Below are 24,077 nucleotides of genomic sequence, written 5' to 3'. Positions count from 1 at the left end.
AAACCGTCTGTTCCACTTTTTCCCGAGCGAATGCGCCTACACGGAACCTGCGATGCCATCGAAGAGCGCCGGGATCATTGCCTATCGGAAGCGCGGGGAGATCGAGGTCCTGCTCGTTCATCCCGGAGGGCCGTTCTGGCGCAACAAGGACCTCGGCGCCTGGTCGATCCCGAAAGGCGAGTACGCGGACGGAGAAGACGCAGACATCGCCGCGCGACGGGAATTTGCCGAGGAGCTTGGACTTGAGCTGTCCACGCCGCTGACTTCGCTTGGTCAGGTCAAGCAGCGCGGCGGCAAGATCGTCACCGCGTTCGCGGCCGAGTTCGACATCGATCTGCGCAGCATTCGCAGCAACAGTTTCGAGGTGGAATGGCCGCCGCGCAGCGGCAAGCGTCAGACCTTCCCCGAGGTCGACCGCGCAGAATGGTTCACGCTCGCAGCAGCGCACGAGAAGATCAACGCAGGACAGCGGCCTCTGCTCGAGCGGCTGGCTGAGGTGGCCGGCAGCACGCCAAGCAGACGCCCTACTCCGCCTTGATATTCGCGGCCGCCACGACTTCGGCGAGCTCCCTGGTCTCCTTCGCGATCTTGGCGGCGTAGTCGGCCGGGCTGAGCACGCTGACGACGCCCTGCGTCTCCAGCCGCTCCCGTAACACCGGATCGTCGGCGGCGGCGACGATCTCCCGGTGCAGCATCTCGAGCGTCGGCGCGGGCGTTGCCTTCGGCATGAAGAAGCCGACCCAGAACGAGATGTCGAAACCGGGATAGCCGGCTTCCGCAACGGTCGGCACATCCGGCAGCGCGGGCAGCCGCTCGGCTGAGGACACCGCGAGCGCGCGCAGCTTGCCGGCCTTCACCAGCGGCACGGCGGACAGGGGATCGAACACCGCCAGGACCTCCTGCGCGAGGATGCCGACCTCGGACGCAGCACCGCCGCGATAGGGCACGTGGATCATCTTGACGCCCGCCTTCTGGCTGAGCAGCTCCATGGCGAGATGGGCGAGGTTGCCGTTGCCGCCCGAGCCGTAGGCAAGCGCGCCGGGTGCAGCCTTGGCCGCGGCGACGAGATCGGCGACGGTGTTGATGTTGGCCGTCTTGGGGTTCTCCGGATTGACCACGAGCACGAGCGGCGCCGACACGACGGTGGTGAGCGGCGCGAAGTCTTTTTCCGGGTCGTAGCGGATATCTTTGAACAGCGTCTTGTTGAGCGTGATCGTGGACGAGTTGCAGGCCAGCATCGTGTAGCCGTCGCCTTCCGCATGCGCGACGCCTTCGGCGGCGATCATGCCGTTGGCGCCGGCGCGGTTCTCGACCACGAAGGCTTGTCCGAGCTTGTTGCCCAGCCGATCGGCGACGATGCGCGCGACGACGTCGACCGGGCCGCCCGCGCTGAAGCCGACCATGATCTTGACCGGCCGCACCGGATATTTTTGCGCGACGGCCCCGGTCGTCGCGCACAATCCGGCGACGATCGCCAGCAGGCGAAGCATTCGTTGCATTCGTTCTCTCCCCAGACGCCTCGCGCCGCCATGACGCGGCGCATTCGCAGATCATGATGAGCGGGCGCGCCGGATTTCGCAATCGCGTTTGCAGGCTGGCATTCCGTCGCGCGGCAGGTCGGAGCCGCTTCGAAACAAAAAACGCGAAAACAACCCCATGCACAGTAGCCGACGCTTGCAAGATCAAGCACTTGCACGAACGAGGACTTGGACGAACGAGGATTGCGCGCTTCGCAATGTTCGTTTGACTCGTCGGGCAAAACACCGGCAGAATGCCATCATCGCAACAATCGCCAGCGTCCACGCCGCCCGACCCCCGGGGGCCTCGCGGCGATTGCGCGTAAGCCCTTCATCGACATCTCGAAAATCCCGCAGGCGCGCAGCGAGCGATCGATGTCGCGCGCAACGCGCCCGCGCGGGCAAAGGACACAGCACATGACGACATCTGCCAAACGCCACAGCACGCCGCCGGTTGCGGCAAACGATCGCAGCGGCTCCGCCGCAAGCCCGCGGGTCAAGCTCTACAAGCGGCGGATTGCGATCCTCCATGCCGACCCGCAAGCCGGCGAACGGCTGCTGGCCGAAGCGCTCGGCGCCGCCGACAGTGACGCGCTCCATGGTCTGCTCAGGCAATTGGTGAAGGCCAGCATGACCGGACGGAAACCCGACGAAGCCAATCTCGCCTTCATGATCTCGCTGGTGAAGAGCATCGCGCCAAAGGACTCGATCGAGGCCATGCTCGCGGTGCAGATGGTGTCCGTTCACGCCGCGGCCATGCGCTCCGCCTGCCGCCTCGCCCTCACCGACGACATTCCGCAGCAGGAGAGCCTCACACGCGCGCTGACCCGGCTGGCCCGCACCTTCGCAAGCCAGATCGAGGCACTCAGCCGCCACCGCAACAACGGCGAGCGTGCGATCACGGTCCGGAATTTGTCGGTGCAGGATGGCGGCAGGGCGATCGTGGGCAACGTGACGCAACACGCGAGCATGATTGTGGCGGAGCCGAACGTTGCGACGGCCGCTGGAACGGTCCCGCCGCGCGAGGCCGGCGAATGCGAACAGGCGGAATCGAGGCAAGGCGCCAGCGCATGAGCGGCGATCACATCCGCAACACTTGCGCGATGTGGACGAGCCCGCGCTGTGGCGCCGAGACGCGAAGCGGCACTGCCTGCCGCGCGCCGGCGCTGCACGGCAAGGCCCGCTGCCGCATGCACGGCGGGGCACGGAGATCGGGCGCGCCGAAAGGAAATCAGAATGCACGAACGCACGGCGCATTCACGCGTGATTCGGCCGCTGAACGACGGCAGGACCGGGAGGTGCTGGATGATGCGTTGAAGCTACTTGGGGAGCTGTCGTTGATTGCCGAATAGACGTTGCGGGCGACCACCATAGATCGCAATCGTTGTCGACGAACGCGGTTGCGGCGATCCGCAACAGATGCCCTGCAGACTCATGCACCGTGGGTCATTTCCACAAGTCTGTGATGGCTTTGGTCGGCTGCGCCGTCCTGAGCGGACAAGCTCGGCGCCAGCCTGGAGGTCGGCCAAAGGGGCAAGCTAGGCAAAGAAGCAGCTGCACTGACCTTTAATTGAAGCGTTGTCGTGTTTGAACCTTCGCTCGAATTGCCGGACTCACGTCAATGGGCGATGGGAATGAACTGTCCCATCACAGCATCGAGCGATTGTAGCTATCGTCACTCGTCAGCGGCAGTTGCAACGGACTCGGTTTCCGGGTTGCCAGCCTAAGCCGCACCAAGCCAGCGGATCGGCCGGCGAATATCGCGGAGGCAAACAGATGTTTCCAGCGAAACTTGCGGCATCGTTGCTGGGTTCAGCGTTGCTACTGACGCCGGTCCTTGCACGCGACGATGGCCGATACGACCACTCTCCGCTGAAGTCGTGGTTTGAAAGCTTGCAGAGCGAATTTGGAAAGTGCTGTACCGATGCCGATGGCTACATCGTGTCCGATGCCGATTGGGAGTCCAGTCGGGGCCGTTACCGCGTCCTCATTGACGGCGAATGGGTGCTCGTACCTGAGGGTGCGGTTGTCACAGAACCAAACCGCTTCGGCCGTACAATGGTCTGGAGGCATTACATAGACGGCCATCCGCGCGTCCGATGCTTCATGCCTGGCATCATGACTTGACTTCACTTTCAAGGTGCTCCGCTTCGGGTCATTCGTGTCGATTTGCCCACGTATTCTCGATGTCCGCTATGGCCCTTGCTGGCGGCGTGCCGGACACTTCGCCTTCGGGCCACAAGCAGACACCGGCACCTGATCGATCACCTCGCTAGCAGCAGGAACGACCCGAGCGCGTCGTTGACGATGTAAAGTGCATCCGCGCGACCGGCGACGGTGAAACCCCGCTCGCCGCGGGTGCGGCAACTCCTGCTAGCCACTCAACGAACATTCACTGGTGCCTGCGCCCGCTCGGCGTCGGCGGTTGCGGTGCCCATGTATTTCGATTGGAAATGAGCGACCCGCTCGCGCCACATTCCGACGAACGCCTCCGACGTCAGCTTCTCCACGGATTTCCACGCCTCTTTGACGGCCGGAAGCGTATTGCCCCAGATCGCGCGCCTGCACCATTTTTCGCCCTTCTCCCTGCCTTCGCCGGTGGCGCACATCGATTTCCAGGCGATGCGATTGGGTTGGCTGAGGTGCTCCGCGGCGCCTTCCCAGCCCTGCTGATGGATCAGGTAAAGATCGTTCAAGTCTGGCTTCCTGCGCGTCACCCACTGGAATAGAATGCCTTCCGTGATGACCTTGTAGGCTGCCGCAACGGCATTATCGCGGGGATTAAGAATGTCTCCGGAGCCGAATTTTCTGAACTCGTATTTGCTCAGCTGGAACAGCCCGATATACGACCCGGTGCGCTGCTTGGGGTCGAAACCGGACTCGACCTTGGCCACGGCCTTCATGAAATTGAAATCCAGACCGAAAGCGTCGGACGCGCGCTTGATCTCTTCCACCGGCGTTCCGACCGGGATGTCCTTGAACGAACGCAAGACGATCGCCGCCGGCTTCTCGGCAGGCGGCAGTTCGGACCAGACATAACAAATGAGATACCGGAAGTCCTGCGGCCCCGTGCTGGAGGCACCGCCGGATGCACCGCACGTGGTCGGCGCCGGCTGGGCGACATCGTGGTGGCCCAAGTCCACCGAGCCCTGCACAGGCGATAAATCGGCCGACAGCGTTTGCGACGGATCGGGCAACGCGGCCAGGACGATCGATTCCGATTTGTCCGAGGCCGCCGTCGTGTCGGTGGCCGTCACCGCCGCGGGCTCAGCGGCCGTCGCCACCTCGGCGCTAGCGACAGCGGCGTTCGCGGGTCCGGTGTTGCCCATTGCGATTGCTTGCGGTTCATCCGGGAGCCTCGCGGTGGCGGCGAGAGATGCTGCGCGGTCCTGGACTGTCACTGCGCGGGCGTTCTCGGAGCCGGCCGGACCCAAGCCAGCCAGCCAGCCAACGATCCACCCCGCGAGAACGACCGTTCCGCAAAACGTCGGCGCCACTATCGCAAATCGCCGCGGGTTCATGATGCCGTCGCCCCCATAGGCTCCACCGGAGCCGTGTAGAAAAGCCAAGCATGCGAAGAGGCTCATTCTTGGAATCAATGTGGGCCGCGCAATGGCGCGAACGGCCGCTCGTCAATTTTTCCGAAGCGTGTTGCCCGATTGCAACGCGTCGATCACAAGCAATCGCGCCCGTCTCAGCGGCAACTCCCACGGTAATTGTGAGTACGGTCCAATTTTCGACCCACTGCGACCAGATTTGGAGGAGAGGCTTGGTGCGCTGTCAGGATGACGCATCAGGCTTCGGCTTCGCGCATCGTCTCGAAACGATGGAATCGCGCCTACGGGCGGGCGATGCTCGTTAAGGAATTACCAGCAATGCAGCGCGCGATAACAACCGCTGTACTCGCCATTTTCATGCTCCCTGCGGGGATCGCACACGCTCAATTTCTGCTTGGACCCCAACACACGTTCTGGCGAAGCCAATACGCTCCGTACAAAGACAAGCACCACCACCGGCAGACAAACTCTCAAACGGCGAAGAACGTTCGGCCCGAGCCCCTTCCGAAGGGCCCGCTCCAGATCATCATCTCGATAGCAGACCAACGGGTCTCGCTTTTTGACAATGGGGCCCTGATTGCACGCTCTTCGGTGTCCACGGGAATGGAGGGGCATCCGACGCCCCTCGGCGTGTTCAGCGTCATCAGCAAAGAACGATGGCACCGTTCAAATATTTATAGCGCCGCCCCCATGCCCTACATGCAACGCATCACCTGGTCAGGGATCGCGTTGCACGCCGGTGTCGTGCCTGGGCATCCAGCTTCGCACGGCTGCATCCGTTTGAAGAATGATTTTGCCGTTCGAGTCTGGCATCTCACGAAGCGCGGCACCCGCGTGATCATTGCGCATGGTGATGTCCAGCCGGTCGAGATAGCCAATCCGCATCTATTTCAGCCGAAAGCCGCGTCCGGTTCGTCCGAATTCCAGAGTGCCACCGTCGCAACCAAGAGCATCGATGCAGCCGCGGCAACGCAGCGATCACTGGTGTCAAACGCCGAGACTGCAGAAGCCGCCAGTCTCCAGGAGCCCGGCTCGGCTCCCGCTGCAAGCGTGCCTAAAAAAATCGTCCCGATCTCCATCTTCGTCAGTCGCAAGTTGAGCAAGCTGTTCGTGCGTCAGGGCTTCACGCCGCTGTTTGATGTCCCGGTCAAGATCGAAAATCCGGAGGAGCCGCTGGGAACGCACGTGTTTACCGCGATGGAATTCCAGAAGGAGGGAACGGCTATTCGCTGGAGCGTCGTGTCGATTCCAGAGGAATTGCCCCGCATGTCCGAAGCTGCCACGATACGGCGAGAAGCGCCCGCGAAGCAAACCGCGCCGGAACCGTTACCCGACAAAGCCAACGCTGCGCTCAACCGCATCGAAATGCCCCAGGATACGGTTGAGAAGATCTCTGAACTCCTGACGCCGGCCTCTTCGTTGATCGTTTCCGACAACGGAATTAGCCAGGAGACGGGAAAAGACACGGATTTCATCGTAGTAACGCATTGACGCCGCGGCGCAACCCACCAACACACGATGCCGCTGCGAAACCCGGTGGAATTGTCCGACCGCAATTCTGGTGCAACTTGATGTCCGCACCTGAGCCAAAGCGGCGCGAGGTCCGCTAATGGTCACAAGCGGCCTTTCGGCAGCCCGGCTGCTTACTTGCGCTTGAGCACCGGGAGCGGACATCACCCATGCCGAGCCCATCCCATCCAATCGTTCGGCGTACCTTTTGAAATAACAATCGGAGCTAGGAAACACCGGGAAGTCCGCGCGTTTAGCGAGACGGGGCAACACACTGGAGGAAAGCATGCGAACAGCAACTCTCGCGATGATAGTCGTTGCCGGAAGCGCGATTGCCTTCCAAGCAGCGGCCCAACAGCAAAAGGCCGCACCTAGTGAGCAAACCAAGGAGGAGATGCACCGTGGTGTAGACAGTGGGCTCAAGACTAGCGAGCCCAACGAGCAGATGCAGCGTGATGCAGACAAGGGGCTCAAGACACGCAATTCCGGACAGTCCGGGTTCGTGGCAGATCAAGACAAGCCAGGCGCCTCTGCGCACCCTCCGGGCCGGCCGGAAAGTGAACAGACCACCGGTTCGGGTAGCCAGACCGGCGCTCCAAAATAGAGCCGTTAGCGCTCAGTCGGCGGCGAGTCCAAATGTCCGTTTGGGGTCACAAATTGCTTGGCGATCGCAAGCAGCGGATAGCGCTGTATGCCTAGCTACTACCGCACTACCTAAGCCGGCCAGCGCCGCACCCGGCGCCGGCCGTCTCCCGCGCGCTACTGCGACCGATCCGAGGTCCAGCCCTTGTAGTCTTTGACATTGTCGCGCGTCACCAGTTTCGACGGCAGCAGCTCGACGGTGGAAGCCGGCTTCTGGCCGTTGAGAATGTTGACGCCGACCTGCACGGCGCGGCGGGCCATGAAGAACGGGTCCTGCGAGGCGGAGGCCTGGATCTGCGCCGCCTGCGGATCCTTGAGCGCTGCTTCGATGTCGGGTGCGCCGTCGACCGCGGTGATGATAATGCCGGTGCGCTGCTGCTGGCGCGCCGCGAGGTCGGTGCCGATCGCCTGCGGATCGTTGATGGCGAAGATGGCGTCGATCTTGGCGAAGCGGGTCAGATAACCCTGCGCCACCGTGAGGCCACCTTCGCGCGAGCCCTTGCCGTCCTGGTCGTTGGACAGGACCTTGATGCCGGGGTTCTTGCCGAACACGTTCTTGCAGCCGACGACGCGATCGATCACCGCGGAGACCTGCGGGCCGTTCTCGATGATGACGTCGCCCTTCCCCCCGAGCTTGTCGACGATGTACTGGCAGGAGATCTCGCCGGCCTGGACGTTGTTGGTGGTCACCGTGGCGTCGGCGCCTTCGGCCGCGGTGTCGACGGCAACGACGACGATGCCGGCGGCCTGCGCCTTCTTGATCGCCGGGCCGACCGCCTTGGGATCGCCGGGATTGAGCAGGATCAAGTCGACGCCGGCGGCAATGAAATTGTCGATCTGGGTGACCTGCTTGCCGAGATCATATTCGAAGCCGACGGTGGTGATCTTCACGTTGGGGTTGGTCTTCTTGGCCTCGAACTCGGCGCCCTTCGACAACGCGACGAAGAACGGATTGCCGAGCGAGCCCAGCGAAACGCCGATCGACTTGAGCTCCTTGGCGCCGGAGGGCGCGGAGCTCAGGACGAGCGCCATCGCGGCGCCGGCAAACGAGATCGACTTCAACATTGGCTTCCTCCCTGGTCTGTTTGAAGCTCCGGCGCGGCGACCAGTTGCCGTGACGGAATGAACATGATGGCGCGGCGCCCGCTGCATTTCTTGCTCTCAGGTCCGCGCCGAGCCCTGCAACCGATAGCGGTCCAGCGCCACGGCGCCGATGATCACCAGGCCCTTGATCACATATTGCCAGACGTCGGACACGCCGATCAGGATCAGGCCGTTCGACAACACCGCAATGATCAGCGCGCCGACCAGCGTTCCCCAGATCGAGCCGATGCCGCCGACGAAGGAGGTTCCGCCCAGGATCACGGCGGTGATGGCGTCGAGCTCGTAGGATTGGCCGAGTTGCAGGCCATTGGCGGCGTAGAGGCGCGCCGCCTGCATCGCGCCGCCGAGGCCCGCGAGCAGGCCGGACACGCCATAGACGAAGATCAGCACGGCCCAGACCTTGATGCCGGCGAGCCGCGCCGCGCTCTCGTTGCCGCCGACCGCGTAGATGTGCACGCCGAGCACGGTGCGCTTGAGCACCAGCCACGACACCAGGATGACCAGCAACGCGATCACCCAGAGCCAGGGAATCGACACGACGCCCGGAATGAGGGTCAAGGCGCCGTTGCCGATGAAGGCATAGGGGATCGACGGATTGAACACCGTGGTGTCGGCGCCGAGCAGGCGGGCCGCGCCGCGCACGGCGGTCAGCGACCCCAGCGTGACGATGAAGGGCGGCAGCCGCAACAGCGCGATCAAGCCGCCATTGAGAATGCCGAAGACGGCGCCGGTGAGCACCGCGGCCGGCAACCACAGCACCCCGAGATCGGGGAATTTGGAGATGATCAGCCCGGCCATCGCCGCCGCCGCCAGGATGGAGCCGACCGAAAGGTCGATGCCGCCGGTGAGGATGACGAAGGTCATGCCTGCGGCCAGCACGGTATTGACCGCGGATTGCTGCACCACGATGCCGATGTTCTGGCCGGTGAAGAAGCGGCCGTCCGACAGCACGTGAAAGCCGATGCACAGCAACAGCAGCACCGGCAGCATGCCGACCGCGCGAATGATCATCCGCGTCCGCTGCCGCTTGGTCTCCTGCGCGGCGGCAAGACCGGGCGCCACGGGGGCGGTGTTGGCGGAAGCGCCGTTCTCAGGCATCGAGCTGCTCCGTTCCGGTGGCGAGGGCCATGATCTCCTCCTGATTGAGCGGCGATGTCGCGTCGCGCCGGATCTGCCCGGCGATATGTCCTGCGCGCATCACGACGACGCGGTCGCAGATGCCGATGATCTCGGGCAGGTCGGACGAGATGACGAGAACCGCGGTGCCGGATTTCGCGAGATTGTCGATGATCGAATAGATCTCGGACTTGGCGCCGACGTCGACGCCGCGCGTCGGCTCGTCGAGGATCAGGATCTTCGGGCCGATCGCGAGCAGCCGCGACAGCAGCACTTTCTGCTGGTTGCCGCCGGAGAGCCCGCCGGCGGGAACACCGACATTCGCAGCGCGGATGCCGAGGCCCGCAAACGCGCGCTTGGCGCGGTCGCGGGCCTTGTCGCGGTCGAGGATGCCGCCGAATTTCGCATCCCGGCCGAGCACCGCGAGATTGATGTTGTCGAGGCAGGACATGTCGAGGAACAGGCCGAGCGCCTTCCTGTCCTCGGTGAGATAGGCAATGCCGGCGTCCAGCGCCTCGCCCGGCGTCCGGATGGAGACCGCGCGCCCCTCGATTTCGACATGGCCCGAGACCATCGGCGCGGCGCCGATGATGAGATGCGCAAGCTCGGTGCGGCCGGCGCCGACCAAGCCGGCAAGACCGACCACCTCGCCCGCATGCACCGTGAGCGAACATCCCTTGACGCGCCTGCCGTCGGCGATGTCGACGGCCGCGAGCACGGGAGCTCCCGATCGCGCGTTGGGATCGTTCCTGGGATCATGCTCCTTCTTGTAGAAGGACGAGACGTCGCGACCCACCATCATCCGGACGATGGTGTCGGCGCGGATGTCGCCCTTGTCGAGCGAACCCACCAGCGTGCCGTCGCGCAGCACCGTGACGCGATCGCCGAGCGCATAGACCTCGTCCATGCGATGCGAGATGTAGATGATGGCGAGGCCTTCGGCGCGCAGCTGGCGGATCAGCGCAAACAGCCTTTCGCTCTCACCGGCCGAGAGCGCGGTGGTCGGCTCGTCCATGATCAGGATCCTGGAGCGGGCGTGCAGCGCGCGCGCGATCTCGACCAATTGGCGTTGGCCCATCGAGAGATTGGCGACCAGCGTCTGCGGCGTGAAATCCGCGCCGAGCCGCGCCAGGATCGGACCGACGCCGGCCTGCATCGCCTCGCGCGCGAGCAAGCCGCCGCGGGAGACCTCGCGACCGAGATAGATATTCTCCGCAACGCTCAGATTGGGGGCGAGCGAGAGTTCCTGATAGATGATCGCGATGCCGGCCGCGCGGCCGCCGAGCGGGCCGCTGATCTGCACGGGCTGGCCATCGATGCGGATTTCGCTGCCCGGGTCCGGCCGGTAGGCGCCCGACAAGATCTTCATCAGGGTGGATTTGCCGGCGCCGTTCTCGCCCATCAAAGCGTGGATCTCGCCCGCGTAGACGGTGAGGTCGACGTCGCGCAGCGCCTTGATGCTGAAAAACGATTTAGAGACCCGGCGCATCTCGAGGATGGGCTCGCTCATCACACCTCCCCACGCGCCGACGGCGGCATCGCAATCTCGCCCGCGTCTCGTTGGTCCCCGGCGCGGGTGCAAGCATTAAACAAAAGGTTGTGGCGCAGGGCAATACCTCCGGCATGCCGACCAACGGTTCGGCGCTGCTTTTATCTTTTGCAGACGGAACCGATCTCGCGCGTGATGCCTTTTCTTCGCCACATCATCGCGTATCGCGATCAGCGCCGCGGCCGGTACAGGCGCCGCCATTGCGGCAGCCGCTCGGCATAGGCCTGCGCGAGCGCGGGCTCAGGTTCGAACGTCTCGACGCGCCGTGGCGCGGTGCAGACGGCGTCGATCGCCTCACCGGTGACGGCGAGGCGGCCGAGCCGCGCCGCACCGAATGCCGCGCCCGTCTCGCCGTCGGCAAAGCGATGCACCGGCATGTTCAGGACATTGGCCAGCGCCGACAACCAGAACCGCGACCGCGAACCGCCGCCGATGACATCGGCCTCCGCGATCGCCAGTCCTGTCTCGGCAAGCACGTCCCGGCAGTCCGCAAGCGCGAAGGCGACGCCTTCCAGCACGGCTTGCACGATCGCGTCACGATCGGTGGCGTGACTGAGCCCATCGAGCATGCCGCGCACGTCGGGGTCGTCGTGCGGTGTGCGTTCGCCGGAGAGATACGGCAGGAAGCTGACCGGCGACGGCGCCCTCGGGTGCAACCCGAGCGGCGCCAGCAGCTCGGCCTCCGAGGTCCCGAACAGCCGCGCGATCCAGGCCAGGCACGATGCTGCCGAGAGGATCGCGCCGGCTTGAATCCACCTGCCGGGGACGGCGTGGCAGAAAATGTGCACGACCCGCTCCGGGTTGGCCGCGATCGTCTCGGTGGGCACCAGCAATGCACCGGAGGTTCCGAGCGAAATGAAGGCTGCGCCGGGATTGACGGCGCCGATGCCGACAGCTCCCGCCGGATTGTCGCCGGCCCCGCCCGCGATCATCGGCCGCCCGGTCATGCCCCAGCGCTGCGCCATCTCGCTGCGCAGCCGTGCCGCCGGCGCGCAGCCCTCGACCAGGCGCGGCATCTGGCGGCGCGACAGCGCGGTCGCGGCGAGCCCCTCATCCGACCAATCGCGACTCCTAACATCGAGCCACAGCGAACCGGAGGCGTCCGAGACATCCTCGATCGCCTCGCCCGTCAGCACCAGGCGCAGATAGGCCTTGGGTTGCAGCACGAGTTTTGTCGCCGCGAAGATCTCCGGCTCGTGCCTGGCGACCCACAGCAGTTTTGGCGCCGTGAATCCCGGCATCGCCTTGTTGCCTGTCGTCGTCCGCAAGGCGGGCCAGCACCGCTCCAGCTCGGCGCATTCCGCAAAGGACCGTCCGTCATTCCAGAGAATGCAGGGCCGCAATGGCGTGTGACCGGCGTCGAGCAGCGTCGCGCCGTGCATCTGGCCGGACAGGCCGATGCCCTCGACCTCGGCCAGTTCGCGCGCGTGATCTGCCTTCAAGGCGTCCAGCGTTGCGAACGTGGCCTCGATCCACTGTGCCGGGTCCTGCTCGCAATGGCCGGGACGCGGCGAAGAGACCGTCAGCGACCGGCTGCGGCTCGCCACCACGCGCTGCGCCTCGTCGACCAGAACGGTTTTGACGGCGGAGGTGCCGAGGTCGATGCCGAGATACATGATTCACTTGCCTTGCAGGTCCAGGATCTTGCGCGTCCATTGCCTTGTGCATCCACGACATTGCGGGAATGACATTGCGGGCATGGCGGTCCCGATGTTGGCATGCACCCGTCAATCATGTAACCCCACCCGAAACCTTGCCGGGACGCAACGCCCATGACCACTGCCGCCACCCACGACGCGGGAGCCACCCGCGCGCTGATCTTTGCGCTGCTTGCACTGGCCTGCGGGCACATGCTCTCGACCTTGCTGCGCACCATTCCGGCGGTCAGCCTCGACCTGATGGCGGCGGATTTCGGCATCGAACCCCAGGCGCTGGCGAGCCTCACCTCGGTCTACCCGTTCGCGTTTGCGGCCGCGCAGATCCCGGTCGGTGCGGCGATGGACCGCTTTGGCGTGCGGCCGGTGTCGCTGAGCCTGCTCGCGGGAACCGTGGTCGGCGCCATCGCGTCGGGGTTCGCGACAGGACCCGAAAGCTTCGCGGTCGGACAGGTGCTGCTGGGCGTCGCCACCTCCGGCATGCTGATGTGCCCGATGACATTGGCGGCCAAGCAATTGTCGGCCGCGCGCTTCGGGCTGTGGTCCGGTGCGATCCTCTCGATCGGCAATATCGGCATGCTGTTGTCATCGAGCCCGCTCGCCTTCGTCGTCGACACCTACGGCTGGCGCGCCGGGTTCTGGATCTCGGCGCTCGGCGGCGTCGCCGTAGCGCTCGCGGTGTTCCTGCTGGTGCCGAATCAGCCGGCCGAGCACAAGGACGAATCCTCGCCGCTGTCGCAGATGATCGAGGTGCTCAGGCTGGGACTTTCGCGGCCCTTGCGCGGCCTGATCGCGCTGGCGCTGGTATCGCTTGCGACCTCGCTGGTGCTGCGCGGCCTGTGGGGCGGGCCGTGGCTGATGCAGGTCAAGGGATTGTCCCGAGTCGAGGCCGGCAACCAGCTCGGCGCCTTCACGCTGGCGATGATTGCAGGTCCCCTTCTCGTCGGCATGATCGACCGCAGGATCGGCCACCGCCGCGCGCTGGTGGCGGGAACGCACCTGGTCGGCGCATTGCTGCTGGCGCTGATGGCGTTAGGGGCGCCGCACTATGCCATCGCGATGCTGCTCGGCCTTCCCGTGATGCCGCCGCAATACGACCTGGTGCTGTTCGTGCTCATCGGCTTGGCGACCTCGGCGCAGCCGCTGCTGTTCGGCATGTCGCGGCAGCTGGTCGACGCGCAAGTGGCAGGCAAGGCGCTCGCGGCGATCAACCTCGCCTTCTTCCTCGGCGCGGCGCTGATGCAGTCGGTCACCGGCGGCGTGGCGGCGTTCGCGGGGCTGCCGGCGGTGCTGCTTTTCATGGCTGCCATGCTTGGCATCGGCGCGCTGATCTTTTTGGTCTATACCTCGCCAAGACCGACGATAGAGTAGAGCCCTGCATCAAGGGGACATCTCATGCCTGTCGACACCAAAGCCGCCACCGACCGCCTCATGCGCTTTCTCGCCGTCGAGGGCGTCACCGGACAGGAGGCCGCGATCGGGCGTGAGCTCACGGCTGCGCTGAAGGAGAGCGGCGTGCCGGCGAAAGCGATTCGGCTCGACGACGCCAATACCCGTATTCCGGTGCCAACCGAGACCGGCAACCTCATCGTCGACCTGCCCGGCCGCGGCGCGCTGCACAACCAGCCGCGCATTATGTTCATGACCCACATGGATACCGTGCCGCTCTGCGCCGGCGCCAGGCCGAAGAAGTCTGGTCGCAAGATCGTCAACGAGGCCAAGACCGCGCTCGGCGGCGACAATCGCTGCGGCTGCGGCGTGCTGGTGACGCTAGCAGCCGAGCTCGAAAAGCAACAGCTCGATCATCCGCCGATCACGCTTTTGTTCTGCGTGCGCGAGGAGAGCGGGCTCTACGGCGCGCGCCACGTCAAGCTGGACGAGCTTGGCTCGCCGGTGATGGCGTTCAACTATGACGGCGGCTCGGCCTCCAACGTCGTCATCGGTGCGGTCGGTGCGGATCGCTGGACCGTCGAGATCTTCGGCCGCGCCTCGCATGCCGGCGTCGCGCCGGAGCGCGGCATCTCCTCGACCATGATCCTCGCGCTTGCGCTGGCCGACGTGAAGGCCGGCGGCTGGTTCGGCAAGGTGGTCAAGCGCAAGCAGCAAGGTACCAGCAATGTCGGCCCCGTCACCGGCGGCGAGGGGCGGCCTGCAGGCGACGCCACCAACGTCGTCACCGACTACGTACATGTGCGCGGGGAAAGCCGCAGCCATGACGGAAAATTCTTCAAGGAGATCACGAAAGCCTACAAGGCCGCGTTCGAGAAGGCGGCCAAGAAAGTCACCAACGCGCAAGGCAAGTCCGGCAAGGTCAAGTTCAAGGCCGAGACCGATTATTTCCCGTTCCGCATGAAGGACAACCTTCCCGTCGTCAAACGCGCGGTAGAGGCCGTATCCGCCGTCGGCGGCACCCCGAACGTGCGCACCGCCAATGGCGGCCTCGATGCCAACTGGATGGTCCGCCACGGCGTTCCGACCGTGACCTTCGGCGCCGGCCAGAACGAGGCGCACACGATCGACGAGTGGATCAATCTGGACGAATACGACCGCGCCTGCGCGCTGGCCGTGCAGCTCGCGACGATGCGGTGAGCTGCCCACCAAAACCCCGCCGACGAATTGGAAAACAAAGCCGGCGATATCCTTCCGCGGGACAGCGCTTCGCGCGTTGGGTCGACCGGCCCCGCGCCGGCCGCGGATCGAAGCGCCCGGCCCGCTGCGCTTGATCTAAATCAAGTGAACCAGAGGCCGAAGGTCCAGCAGTGGGCGGAGGTCGCGAAAGATCGGGGCACGGACCCATTGCCATTCCTCGCAGCAGCATGAGCTCACAGGCCACCTCCCGCACTTGCCGGCGCGTGACGGGCGTCTTGATCCTGTCTCTTGCTTGCGCATCCTGCGCAGGACGCCCCTTGCAGGGCGTGCTCGTTCCGGTCGAGGCCGCGGAGAGCACGTCACGTGTTCCGGTGCTTGTAGCAACGACCCGCGAGCGCGCCGCCGTCGACACTGGCGACATGTTCAGCCGCGAACGTGCCGCCACGATGTCCTACGCGATGGTCTCTGTCTCAATTCCGCCTGACGAGGCCCGCGTGGTCGGAGCGATCCAGTGGCCGACGGTGCCGCCCGGCGATCCGCGCCGCGAGTTCGTCACGGTGTCGGCCGACTATCTCGACAGGACCGCCTTCAATACTGCCATCAACAGTGTCGCCAAGAAGACCCGCCGCAGCAAGGCGATGATCTTCGTCCACGGCTTCAACAACCGCTTCGACGATGCGGTCTATCGCTTCGCGCAAATCGTCCAGGACTCGAGAGCCCCGGTGATTCCGATCCTGTTCTCTTGGCCCTCGCAAGGCCTGGTCGGATTGCGCGCCTATGAGCGCGACGGCGAGGTCGCCCGTGAATCCGTCGGATCGCTCGACGGGCTGATCGAGCAGGTGGCGCTCAACCCCGCAATCCGCGAGGTCACCGTGCTCTGCCATTCCATGGGCTGCCTGATCACGCTGAATGCCCTCCAGGCCAGGGCACGCCGGACTGGGAAGATCGGCGGCAAGATCAGGAACGTGGCTATGGTGGCCCCCGATGTCGACTTCGCGGCGTTTCGCGAACAGATGCAGGAGATGGGATCGTCGCGGCCGCGATTCGCGCTGTTCCTGTCGCAGGATGACGGTGCGCTGAAGCTGTCGAAGTCGATCGCGGGCGGCCTCACCCGGCTCGGCGATGTCAACGCGGAGGAAGAGCCTTACAAGGACGAACTGGCGCGGGCCAATATTCTGGTGTTCGACATCACCCGCTTACAGGGACAAGCGCATTCGCGCGCCTTCGAAGACGTGACCACCGTGATGGGCATGATCGAGCGCAGGCTCGCTCAAGGTCAGCAGCTTGCCGAGGACGCTTCGCGGCGACCGGCCGCCGGCGCGCCGGCGCAATAGCTCAACGCGATCTTGCCCAAGATGCGCCGCGATGTCGCAACGACCGCATTGCCGCGGCGCGGCCGTCGGTCTAGCCTGCAAAGAAAACGCAGGGAGAAAATCATGCCGCGCATTTCAAACATCGAGACCGGATTCTACCGGATCCCTCTCCCCGTCATGCTCTCCGACTCGACCCACGGCGACATCGCAGCGTTCGAGCTGATCACCTGCCGGGTGCGCGATGCCGATGGCGCCGAGGGCGTCGGCTACACCTACACGGTCGGGCGCAATGGCGGCGCCGTCGCCGACATCCTCAAACGCGAAATCCCCCCGCTGGTCGAGGGCCATGAAGCCGATGATACCGAGGCGATCTGGCATCAGGTCTGGTGGGCGCTGCATTATGGCGGCCGCGGCGGGCCGGCAGTGCTGGCGCTCTCGGCCCTCGACATCGCGCTGTGGGATTTGAAAGCGCGGCGCGCGAAGCTGCCGCTGTATCGATTGCTCGGCGGCTTCGATGCGCGCGTGCCCTGCTATGCCGGCGGCATCGACCTCGATCTTTCGGTCGAGGCGCTGCTGAAGCAGACCGACGGCAATCTCGCCAAAGGCTTTCGCGCCATCAAGATGAAGGCCGGCCGGCCCGACCTCAAGTCGGATGTGGCGCGGGTCTCCGCGATGCGACAGCATCTCGGCGACGGCTTTCCGCTGATGGTGGATGCCAACATGAAATGGACGGTCGAGGAAGCGATCCGCGCCGCCCGCGCGTTCCAACCCTACGACCTCACCTGGCTCGAGGAGCCTGTTATCCCCGACGATGTCGCGGGCCATGTCCGCATCATGCAGGTCGGCGGCGTGCCGATCGCGGCGGGCGAGAATTTGCGTTCGCTGTGGGAGTTCAAGAATTACATCGTCGCGGGCGCGGTGTCCTATCCCGAGCCTGACGTCACCAATTGCGGCGGCGTCTCCGCTTTCATGAAGATCGCGCGGCTGGCGGAGGCGTTCAACCTGCCCGTCACCAGCCATGGCGCGCACGACATCACCGTGCACCTGCTCGCGGCCTGTCCGAACCGGTCGTACCTGGAGGCGCACGGTTTTGGGCTCGACAAATATATCGAGCATCCGCTGGTGCTGCAGGATGGGCTTGCGCTCGCGCCGGACCGTATCGGACACGGCATCAGCTTCGACTGGAACGGGCTGACGAAGCTGTCGGCGTAGCACGGAGCCGCGGCCGCGCCTTCCTCTCCCGCTTGCGGGAGAGGGTCGAGGAGAGGGTCTCTCCGCAGTGAGATCCCCAATGACGATCGAGCCCTCTCCCGGCCTCTCCCGCAAGCGGGAGAGGTGAAGTGGAGCGCGCAGCGCTGTCGGTTTGCGCCAGCAATCACCAACGCGTTGCTGCACCCGAGGCATTCGCTGGCGCTTGATGCAAGCAGCGGTTATTCGGCTATGGTGTCGACGCCGACACATAATCCGAGAGATTCCCATCTTGACCCCCGAGCTGCACCAGAAACTGACCGCGTGGCGCCGGCATTTGCATGCGCATCCCGAACTGTCCCTCCAGGAGAAAGCGACCGCCGCCTTCGTGCAGGACAAGCTCACCGAGCTCGGCATTTCCTTCGAGGCCGGGGTTGGCGGCCACGGCATCGTCGCGACCTTGACGCGCGGGCACGCCCAGGGCCGCGTCGGCCTGCGCGCCGACATGGATGCGCTGCCGATCAGCGAAGATACGGGGCTCGCCTACGCTTCGCAAAATCCCGGTGTGATGCATGCCTGCGGCCATGACGGGCATACCGCTTCGCTGCTCGGCGCCGCCGCCCTGCTCGCCGCCGACACCAGTTGGAGCGGCACGGTCGATTTCATCTTCCAGCCGGCCGAGGAAGGTTATGGCGGCTCGCGCGCAATGGTCGCGGCCGGGCTGTTCGATCGCTTTCCGATGGATCGGGTGTTCGGCTTTCACAACTGGCCGGGACTCGCCGTAGGCACCATCGCGGTCCATGACGGCGTCGTCATGGCCTCCGGCGGGCGCGTCAGCATCACCATCGACGGCCATGCCGGTCACGCCGGCATGCCGCATCTGACGCGCGATCCGGTAATGGCGGCCGGCCATTTGATCGTGGCGCTGCAATCGATCGTGTCGCGCAGCGTCGATCCGCTCGACACCGCCGTGCTCTCGCTCTGCACGCTGGAAGGCGGCACGGCACGCAACCAGATCGCCGGACGCGTCTCGATCGGCGGCACGTTGCGCTACCATCGTGATGCGGTAAAGGACACCGTCGTGGCGCGGATCGAACAGATCTGCGCCGGGATTGCCACGAGCTTCGGCGTCAAGGTCACGCCCGAGATCGTCATTGGCGTCGGCGTCGTCATCAACACGCTGGCCGAGGCGGATCTCGCGCGCCTCGCTGCGGACAAGGTGCGGGCCGAGCTGCGGCGCGACCTCGCGCCCAGCATGGCCGGGGAAGATTTCGCCCACTTTCTCTCGCGGCGCCCCGGCGCCTTCGTCTGGATTGGCAATGGCGAATTGCGGGATGGCGCCGAGCTGCACGGCCCGCGCTATGATTTCAACGATGCGATCCTGCCGGTGGCCTCAGGCTGGATGGCGGAAGTTGCCAAGGCGGCGCTGGCTTCGAACTAGGCCCGCTCAAGAGATCTCGCGCGGCAGCTTCCAGCCCGGCTTCGGCTCGAAATTCTCCTCGACCTGCGCGACGTGATAGCCGGCGGGCAGCAGCCGGCCGCCCTCCTCGTCCGCGACCGGCACGTCGGTCACCAGCCCCTCGATCAAGGCGGCTTCCCACACCTCCTTCTCGGTAGGAAAGGGATCGCCGATCTGCTTGTTGCCTTCGAACAGCGCGTACATCGGTTCCGGTCCTGCGTTGATCAAGCTCACGAGCAACGTATCGGCCGCACGGACGTTCCCATCCGGCAAATCGCAACGGATGGACACCTCAAATATGGCGCGCGTTCTGATCGGAACTTCCGGCTGGCATTACGCCTCCTGGCGAGGCCCGTTCTTTCCCGAGGGCGTGACGCTGAAGCAGCAGCTGAGCTACTACGCCGGACAGTTCGACACCACCGAGCTGAACGGCGTGTTCTACCGCACCCCGACGCCGGAGGCCGTCACGGCTTGGCGGGAGCAGACCGGCCGCGATTTCGTCTTCGCGTGGAAAGCGTCGAAATTCATCACGCATTGGAAGCGCCTGTCGGATCGCTCGGTGAACAGCCTCGAGCTACTCGAGGATCGCATCTCACGGCTCGGCGGCAAGGCCGGCCCGATCCTGTTCCAGCTGCCGCCGCAATTCGAAGCCGACGCGGGCCGCCTCGCCGGCTTCTTCAAGCTGTTGTCGCGGAAGCGGCGTTACAGTTTCGAATTCCGTCATCCGAGCTGGTATCAGCCGCGCATCTTGCGGATGCTGGCCGACGAGAACATCTCGCTGTGCCTGTCCGACCATCACGACGCGCCGGCGCCATGGAAGCGCACGGCGGATTTCGTCTATGTGCGCGGACACGGACCAAGCGGGCGCTATCACGGGAACTATACAAAACCCACGCTGGCGCAATGGGCGCGGCGCATCAAGTCCTGGAAGCGGCAGGGCTGCGACGTCTACGTCTATTTCGACAATGACCAGAAGAGCGCGGCGCCGGCCGATGCACAGGCGTTGAAGCAATTGCTCAACGTGCGGCAAAGCGCGGCGATCACGACGGCAAGCCGCCGCGCAGGTGCCGTTGTTCACCGCTAGACGATGCCGCCTTGCCGGAGCGCCGCGATCGCGGCCTTGTCGTAGCCGAGCTCGGTCAGGATAAGATCGGTATGCTCGCCGAGCGTCGGCGGACGCGTCGCGATTTCGCCGGGCGTTTCAGAGAGGCGGACGGCGGCGCGTGCCACCGGTGCGGGCTTCGGCAGGCCGGGATAGGCGACGTCCTGCATGAATCCGGCGGCGCGGACGTGCGGATGATCCAGCGCTTGTTGCGGGCTCAGCACGGGGCCGGTCGGAATCATGGCCTTGCCCAGGGTGTCGACGGCCTCCTGCGTGGTGCGCTCGGCGCACCAGCGTGCCATCCGCTCACTGATGACGGCGCCGTTGTTGCCGCGGCTGATGTCGTCGGCAAAGCGCGGATCGTTCAGCCACTGCTCCTCTTCGCCCATCAGCCTGGCCCAGCGCTTGAACAGCGGATGCCCCGTGACCTGGCACAGCACCCAGCCGTCCCTGGTGCGGTAGATGTCGGCGGGCGCCGCGGTCTGGCCGAGATTGCCTGTCGGCACCCGATTGACGTTGATGACGGCCTGCTCGATCAGCGTGGCATTGGTGAAGGACAAGGCGGTTGCGAGCAATGCACCCTCGACGATCTGCCCGCGCCCGGATTTGCCGCGCTCGATCAGCGCGGCGAGCGTGCCGAACGCGCAATGCAGCGCCGTCCCGAAATCAACCCAGTTGACCGCGGCCCGGTAGGGCGGATCGCCGGCCCCGGTCATGTATACCGAGCCCGACATGACCTGGCCTACGCCGTCGAAACCGACGCGGTCGGACCACGGTCCCGGCCCGCCGAACGCGGTGGCGGTCGTCAGGATGATGTCCGGCTTGATCGCCTTGAGTGAATCGTAGTCGAGCTTCATCGCGCGCAAGGTCTGCGGCGGCAGATTGGCGACGACCACGTCCGCGGTCGCAATCAGCCGGCGCATCACCTCCTGCCCTTCCGGCTTCATCGGATCGAGCGTGAGGCACTTCTTGTTGCGGTTGACCTGAAGGAACAGCGCACCTTCGCCAGTTTCGCCGACCGGCGCCACGAAGCGGTCCTCGCTGCCATCGCGCTTCTCCACGCGAATGACCTCGGCGCCGAATTCGGCCAGCAAGGTCGCGCAATAGGGCCCCGCGATATAGCGCCCGAAATCAAGAACCCGGACGCCGTCCAGAACCCCTCCCATCGATCTCTTTCCTTTGTGCTTTTTGTCAGCTTACAGGGATTGGCATTTGCGGCAAGGTGACAATGGACGCCATGCCCCTACCCTCGAGATGTGATCCGCGAATCATTTCGACTGGCGGAAATTGTGCTCTAGGATGGACCTGTCCCTCCCCCATCAGAGCCCCGTCCATGCCGCAACAATTCGATCGATCCAAAGAAGATCTCGGCAACGCGATCCATTTCGAGCACGTCAACATCCAGGTCCCGGACCAGCGGCTCGCCACGCTGTTCTATGTCGCAGGCCTTGGGCTCACCCGCGATCCCTTTCTGATGGTGTCCGACACCAACATGTGGATCAACGCCGGACGGAGCCAGTTTCACTTGCCGAGCGGCAGGCCGCAGGTGCTGCGCGGTCATGTCGGGCTGGTGATCGCGGGCCGCGAGGCGTTGCTGGCGCGATTGGCGTCGGTCGCCAAAAAGCTCGAGGGCACCGCGTTCGCCTTCACCGAGCACAACGACCATGTCGAGGCGATTTGTCCGTGGGGCAACCGCTTGCGCTGCTACGAGCCCGACGCCGCGCGCTTCGGCCGCGTCGCGCTCGGCATCCCCTATGTCGAGCTCGACGTACCGGTGGGATCGGCACGCGGCATCTGTGCCTTCTACCCCGAGATCATGGGCATGCCATCCGAGTTGCGGAACGGCGACGGCACGGTTGCCGCCGTGAAGACGGGCCGCGACCAGCATTTGTTGTTCCGCGAGACCGATCGGCCGCAAGGCGACTATGACGGCCACCACGTGCAGATGTACATCACCGACTTTTCCGGCCCGTATCGCAAGCTGCTGGCGCGCGATCTGATCTCGCGCGAGGACAATCAGTACCAGTACCGCTTCTGCGATATCGTCGATCTCGACAGCGGAAAGCCGCTGTTCACGGTCGAGCACGAGGTGCGCAGCGCCACCCATCCGATGTTCATGCGGCCGATGGTCAATCGCAATCCGGCGCTGAACAATCGCAATTACGCATCCGGCCACGATCAATCGCTTTGGGCGATGGGGCCGGACCAGTATGAGGGATAGGTGATAACCAAGTCCCGGGCGGCTCCGCTGAGCGGAGCCGCCACATGTTGCGTGCGCTCCGGTGGGACGGGCATGCCCCACCTTTCGCATCAGACGGGTGAGCGTCCCGTCAGAAGTGGACCTCGGTGCGCATGCCAAGAACCACGGCGTTGTCGGTCTTCACCCCGACCGCGTTATAGCCGCGTCCACCGGGATTGATGACATACTGGGCTTCGAACTTGAGGTTCAGCCAGCCGGTCGCCTGCCATCCGTACCAGACTTCGAGCGGCACTTCGTTGCCGCCGGCGTTGGGACTGAGGGCAGCCGTGTTCACGTGGGTCGTGCCCACAGCGAAGCCGACTTCGTCCTGGGGACGCCAGGAGAACGTTCCGGTATGCCTGAAGCCCAGAGCGATCTGGTAATCCTGGTACGACGTCCGGTGATCGGCGACGGTGGTATTGAGGAAGGTATACCAACCCTGCGCGCCCGGACCCTCGACGGTCAACCGCTGCAGGATCGACTCGTAAACGCCGAAGCGGCCGCGTTGATCACTGATATTTTGATCCGGGACGCCACCGACGCCCGGGATGGTGCTGATGACACCCGGAAGACCGCCATCAATGGAGGAGGCGCTGTCGTACCAGCCGCCAAGTCTCCAGGTCCCGGTCAAGGGGCCCTTCGGCGCCCAGACCAACTCCACCGGCACCATCACGCCACTGGCGCGATTCGAGGCGGGAATGCCGGGCAGGAAGTAGACGCCAGGGTCTGACGTCGTCAGGTAACCCGGATTGGCATCGTAGACACCGACCGACACCGTGAATTCCGGCGCGATCTTGTAATGCACGACACCGGCCCACTGGCTCACCGGCCAGTTGTAAATGTAGCCGCCCTGGATGTTGCCGGGCTGACCGCCGCAGAAGGTCAGGTTGATGAACTCGCACAGCCCGAAGAAGAAGTCCGACCCGACCGGAAGACGGCCGCCCTTGAGTTCAAGGCGGTCATCGAAAAGCTTCTGCGAGTAATAGAGCTGCGTCAGGCGCAGAATATTGCCGCGGCCGAACACTTCGTTGGTCAGCTGCAGGGCGGGAATGTCCGCTTCGGTATTCAGGTTCTTGCCGAAGCGGTCGACCAGCGTGAGACCGACGGTGCCGCCGGGGATGCCGGCGAGTTTTCCCATATCCAGCTTGGCGCCGAACCACAACTGACCGGCGTTGGCTGCGGTGTTCCTGCTTCCACCCGAGAGGTTGCCGACGGATTCGTTGCCGAGCGTCAGGCCCAGCTCGATGCCCTGTTCCTTCAGCTTGGTCCTGCCGAGATCGCCGAACAGATACGGCCGCGTCCAGAAATCGTCAGCCGTACCATACGGAACAGGTGCAGCTTTCGTCGAAAAATCGGCCGCATATACTCCACCGCAAAACAGCGATGAGACAGCAATCCCCACACCGCACACCCCTGCGGTGTTTATAAACCTGCGCAACATTTTACTCGTCCTCCCGCCGTCTCAGGCTTTGCTTGCTTTGCCTCACGTCCCTGCCCAAAGCCCTTGAGCCTGGAACGCGCTCCCTCCCCAGCGGCCG

The 24,077-nt window shown here is 64.7% G+C and carries 22 protein-coding genes; 13 read left to right on the top strand and 9 right to left on the bottom strand.

Annotation, left to right across the window (positions count from 1 at the left end; all coding sequences use genetic code 11):
- The first annotated feature begins 52 nt into the window (after nt 1-52).
- Nucleotides 53-538: an NUDIX domain-containing protein gene (locus BRA1417_RS0115925; RefSeq protein ID WP_027516598.1), complete on the top strand. Its 486-nt coding sequence runs from the start codon at nt 53-55 to the stop codon at nt 536-538.
- On the opposite strand, the gene BRA1417_RS0115920 is transcribed toward BRA1417_RS0115925, so the two are convergent.
- Nucleotides 525-1,499: a tripartite tricarboxylate transporter substrate binding protein gene (locus BRA1417_RS0115920; protein ID WP_027516597.1), complete on the bottom strand. Its 975-nt coding sequence runs from the start codon at nt 1,497-1,499 to the stop codon at nt 525-527. The two genes, BRA1417_RS0115925 and BRA1417_RS0115920, sit on opposite strands and share 14 nt — an antisense overlap.
- A 435-nt stretch (nt 1,500-1,934) precedes the next feature.
- On the opposite strand from BRA1417_RS0115920, the gene BRA1417_RS0115915 reads away from it, so the two are divergent.
- From BRA1417_RS0115915 to BRA1417_RS0115905, 3 genes are all read left to right on the top strand, one after another.
- Nucleotides 1,935-2,591, top strand: a complete 657-nt coding sequence (locus tag BRA1417_RS0115915; RefSeq protein WP_027516596.1) for a hypothetical protein — start codon at nt 1,935-1,937, stop codon at nt 2,589-2,591.
- Nucleotides 2,588-2,869: an HGGxSTG domain-containing protein gene (locus tag BRA1417_RS0115910; protein ID WP_027516595.1), complete on the top strand. Its 282-nt coding sequence runs from the start codon at nt 2,588-2,590 to the stop codon at nt 2,867-2,869. The genes BRA1417_RS0115915 and BRA1417_RS0115910 overlap by 4 nt, the downstream gene beginning before the upstream one ends.
- A 424-nt stretch (nt 2,870-3,293) precedes the next feature.
- Complete coding sequence (locus tag BRA1417_RS0115905; protein ID WP_027516594.1) at nt 3,294-3,644, top strand: hypothetical protein; 351 nt, start codon at nt 3,294-3,296, stop codon at nt 3,642-3,644.
- A gap of 254 nt (nt 3,645-3,898) precedes the next feature.
- Here BRA1417_RS0115905 and BRA1417_RS0115900 read toward each other — a convergent pair whose 3' ends face one another.
- Complete coding sequence (locus tag BRA1417_RS0115900; protein WP_027516593.1) at nt 3,899-5,104, bottom strand: transglycosylase SLT domain-containing protein; 1,206 nt, start codon at nt 5,102-5,104, stop codon at nt 3,899-3,901.
- 198 nt (nt 5,105-5,302) lie between these two features.
- Between BRA1417_RS0115900 and BRA1417_RS0115895 the strand changes: the two genes are divergently transcribed.
- Both BRA1417_RS0115895 and BRA1417_RS40535 read left to right on the top strand, forming a co-directional pair.
- A complete protein-coding gene (locus BRA1417_RS0115895; protein ID WP_245286239.1) occupies nt 5,303-6,565 on the top strand; it encodes a L,D-transpeptidase in 1,263 nt (420 codons plus the stop codon).
- A gap of 304 nt (nt 6,566-6,869) precedes the next feature.
- On the top strand, nt 6,870-7,187 hold the full coding sequence (locus BRA1417_RS40535) for a hypothetical protein (RefSeq protein WP_035968563.1): 318 nt from the start codon (nt 6,870-6,872) through the stop codon (nt 7,185-7,187).
- 155 nt (nt 7,188-7,342) lie between these two features.
- Here BRA1417_RS40535 and BRA1417_RS0115885 read toward each other — a convergent pair whose 3' ends face one another.
- From BRA1417_RS0115885 to xylB, 4 genes are all read right to left on the bottom strand, one after another.
- Nucleotides 7,343-8,290, bottom strand: coding sequence for an ABC transporter substrate-binding protein (locus tag BRA1417_RS0115885; protein ID WP_027516591.1), 948 nt, complete (start codon nt 8,288-8,290; stop codon nt 7,343-7,345).
- 96 nt (nt 8,291-8,386) lie between these two features.
- The gene (locus BRA1417_RS0115880) at nt 8,387-9,427 is read right to left on the bottom strand and encodes a ribose ABC transporter permease (protein ID WP_027516590.1); all 1,041 of its coding nucleotides are present in this window, start codon (nt 9,425-9,427) and stop codon (nt 8,387-8,389) included.
- Nucleotides 9,420-10,955: a sugar ABC transporter ATP-binding protein gene (locus BRA1417_RS0115875; RefSeq protein ID WP_027516589.1), complete on the bottom strand. Its 1,536-nt coding sequence runs from the start codon at nt 10,953-10,955 to the stop codon at nt 9,420-9,422. The genes BRA1417_RS0115880 and BRA1417_RS0115875 overlap by 8 nt, the downstream gene beginning before the upstream one ends.
- Nucleotides 10,956-11,164: 209 nt before the next feature.
- Complete coding sequence (gene xylB, locus BRA1417_RS0115870) at nt 11,165-12,610, bottom strand: xylulokinase (RefSeq protein ID WP_027516588.1); 1,446 nt, start codon at nt 12,608-12,610, stop codon at nt 11,165-11,167.
- Nucleotides 12,611-12,766: 156 nt separating this feature from the next.
- Here xylB and BRA1417_RS0115865 point away from each other — a divergent pair, with 156 nt between their 5' ends.
- The 5 genes from BRA1417_RS0115865 to BRA1417_RS0115845 all read left to right on the top strand — a co-directional run bounded on the left by BRA1417_RS0115865 (nt 12,767) and on the right by BRA1417_RS0115845 (nt 19,180).
- A complete protein-coding gene (locus tag BRA1417_RS0115865) occupies nt 12,767-14,020 on the top strand; it encodes an MFS transporter (RefSeq protein WP_027516587.1) in 1,254 nt (417 codons plus the stop codon).
- Between the two features lie 24 nt (nt 14,021-14,044).
- Nucleotides 14,045-15,238 carry a M20/M25/M40 family metallo-hydrolase gene (locus BRA1417_RS0115860; protein WP_027516586.1) on the top strand — a complete coding sequence of 398 codons (1,194 nt, stop codon included), beginning with the start codon at nt 14,045-14,047 and terminating at the stop codon, nt 15,236-15,238.
- 326 nt (nt 15,239-15,564) lie between these two features.
- The gene (locus BRA1417_RS0115855; RefSeq protein WP_245286364.1) at nt 15,565-16,572 is read left to right on the top strand and encodes an alpha/beta hydrolase; all 1,008 of its coding nucleotides are present in this window, start codon (nt 15,565-15,567) and stop codon (nt 16,570-16,572) included.
- 102 nt (nt 16,573-16,674) lie between these two features.
- The gene (locus BRA1417_RS0115850; RefSeq protein WP_027516584.1) at nt 16,675-17,763 is read left to right on the top strand and encodes a mandelate racemase/muconate lactonizing enzyme family protein; all 1,089 of its coding nucleotides are present in this window, start codon (nt 16,675-16,677) and stop codon (nt 17,761-17,763) included.
- Nucleotides 17,764-18,031: 268 nt separating this feature from the next.
- Nucleotides 18,032-19,180 carry an amidohydrolase gene (locus BRA1417_RS0115845; protein WP_027516583.1) on the top strand — a complete coding sequence of 383 codons (1,149 nt, stop codon included), beginning with the start codon at nt 18,032-18,034 and terminating at the stop codon, nt 19,178-19,180.
- 6 nt (nt 19,181-19,186) lie between these two features.
- Here the strand turns inward: BRA1417_RS0115845 and BRA1417_RS0115840 are convergent, their stop codons facing one another.
- Nucleotides 19,187-19,402, bottom strand: coding sequence for a hypothetical protein (locus tag BRA1417_RS0115840; protein WP_027516582.1), 216 nt, complete (start codon nt 19,400-19,402; stop codon nt 19,187-19,189).
- Between the two features lie 94 nt (nt 19,403-19,496).
- Here BRA1417_RS0115840 and BRA1417_RS0115835 point away from each other — a divergent pair, with 94 nt between their 5' ends.
- Nucleotides 19,497-20,282 (top strand): DUF72 domain-containing protein, encoded by a 786-nt coding sequence (locus BRA1417_RS0115835; protein ID WP_027516581.1) that lies wholly within the window; start codon nt 19,497-19,499, stop codon nt 20,280-20,282.
- On the opposite strand, the gene BRA1417_RS0115830 is transcribed toward BRA1417_RS0115835, so the two are convergent.
- Nucleotides 20,279-21,466 (bottom strand): CaiB/BaiF CoA-transferase family protein, encoded by a 1,188-nt coding sequence (locus BRA1417_RS0115830; protein WP_027516580.1) that lies wholly within the window; start codon nt 21,464-21,466, stop codon nt 20,279-20,281. The genes BRA1417_RS0115835 and BRA1417_RS0115830 overlap by 4 nt on opposite strands.
- A gap of 167 nt (nt 21,467-21,633) precedes the next feature.
- On the opposite strand from BRA1417_RS0115830, the gene BRA1417_RS0115825 reads away from it, so the two are divergent.
- Nucleotides 21,634-22,521 (top strand): VOC family protein, encoded by an 888-nt coding sequence (locus BRA1417_RS0115825; RefSeq protein ID WP_027516579.1) that lies wholly within the window; start codon nt 21,634-21,636, stop codon nt 22,519-22,521.
- Nucleotides 22,522-22,630: 109 nt separating this feature from the next.
- Here the strand turns inward: BRA1417_RS0115825 and BRA1417_RS0115820 are convergent, their stop codons facing one another.
- Nucleotides 22,631-23,980: a carbohydrate porin gene (locus BRA1417_RS0115820; protein ID WP_027516578.1), complete on the bottom strand. Its 1,350-nt coding sequence runs from the start codon at nt 23,978-23,980 to the stop codon at nt 22,631-22,633.
- Nucleotides 23,981-24,077: the final 97 nt, after the last annotated feature.

The organism is Bradyrhizobium sp. WSM1417 (assembly GCF_000515415.1).
Lineage (GTDB): Bacteria > Pseudomonadota > Alphaproteobacteria > Rhizobiales > Xanthobacteraceae > Bradyrhizobium.
This window is presented reverse-complemented; position numbering and strand designations above follow the sequence as displayed.

Coding starts and splice junctions, on each gene's coding strand:
- BRA1417_RS0115925 (WP_027516598.1), top strand. CDS start 53: ATGCCATCGAAGAGCGCCGGGATCATTGCCTATCGGAAGCGCGGGGAG.
- BRA1417_RS0115920 (WP_027516597.1), bottom strand. CDS start 1,499: ATGCAACGAATGCTTCGCCTGCTGGCGATCGTCGCCGGATTGTGCGCG.
- BRA1417_RS0115915 (WP_027516596.1), top strand. CDS start 1,935: ATGACGACATCTGCCAAACGCCACAGCACGCCGCCGGTTGCGGCAAAC.
- BRA1417_RS0115910 (WP_027516595.1), top strand. CDS start 2,588: ATGAGCGGCGATCACATCCGCAACACTTGCGCGATGTGGACGAGCCCG.
- BRA1417_RS0115905 (WP_027516594.1), top strand. CDS start 3,294: ATGTTTCCAGCGAAACTTGCGGCATCGTTGCTGGGTTCAGCGTTGCTA.
- BRA1417_RS0115900 (WP_027516593.1), bottom strand. CDS start 5,104: ATGAGCCTCTTCGCATGCTTGGCTTTTCTACACGGCTCCGGTGGAGCC.
- BRA1417_RS0115895 (WP_245286239.1), top strand. CDS start 5,303: ATGACGCATCAGGCTTCGGCTTCGCGCATCGTCTCGAAACGATGGAAT.
- BRA1417_RS40535 (WP_035968563.1), top strand. CDS start 6,870: ATGCGAACAGCAACTCTCGCGATGATAGTCGTTGCCGGAAGCGCGATT.
- BRA1417_RS0115885 (WP_027516591.1), bottom strand. CDS start 8,290: ATGTTGAAGTCGATCTCGTTTGCCGGCGCCGCGATGGCGCTCGTCCTG.
- BRA1417_RS0115880 (WP_027516590.1), bottom strand. CDS start 9,427: ATGCCTGAGAACGGCGCTTCCGCCAACACCGCCCCCGTGGCGCCCGGT.
- BRA1417_RS0115875 (WP_027516589.1), bottom strand. CDS start 10,955: ATGAGCGAGCCCATCCTCGAGATGCGCCGGGTCTCTAAATCGTTTTTC.
- xylB (WP_027516588.1), bottom strand. CDS start 12,610: ATGTATCTCGGCATCGACCTCGGCACCTCCGCCGTCAAAACCGTTCTG.
- BRA1417_RS0115865 (WP_027516587.1), top strand. CDS start 12,767: ATGACCACTGCCGCCACCCACGACGCGGGAGCCACCCGCGCGCTGATC.
- BRA1417_RS0115860 (WP_027516586.1), top strand. CDS start 14,045: ATGCCTGTCGACACCAAAGCCGCCACCGACCGCCTCATGCGCTTTCTC.
- BRA1417_RS0115850 (WP_027516584.1), top strand. CDS start 16,675: ATGCCGCGCATTTCAAACATCGAGACCGGATTCTACCGGATCCCTCTC.
- BRA1417_RS0115840 (WP_027516582.1), bottom strand. CDS start 19,402: ATGTACGCGCTGTTCGAAGGCAACAAGCAGATCGGCGATCCCTTTCCT.
- BRA1417_RS0115835 (WP_027516581.1), top strand. CDS start 19,497: ATGGCGCGCGTTCTGATCGGAACTTCCGGCTGGCATTACGCCTCCTGG.
- BRA1417_RS0115830 (WP_027516580.1), bottom strand. CDS start 21,466: ATGGGAGGGGTTCTGGACGGCGTCCGGGTTCTTGATTTCGGGCGCTAT.
- BRA1417_RS0115825 (WP_027516579.1), top strand. CDS start 21,634: ATGCCGCAACAATTCGATCGATCCAAAGAAGATCTCGGCAACGCGATC.
- BRA1417_RS0115820 (WP_027516578.1), bottom strand. CDS start 23,980: ATGTTGCGCAGGTTTATAAACACCGCAGGGGTGTGCGGTGTGGGGATT.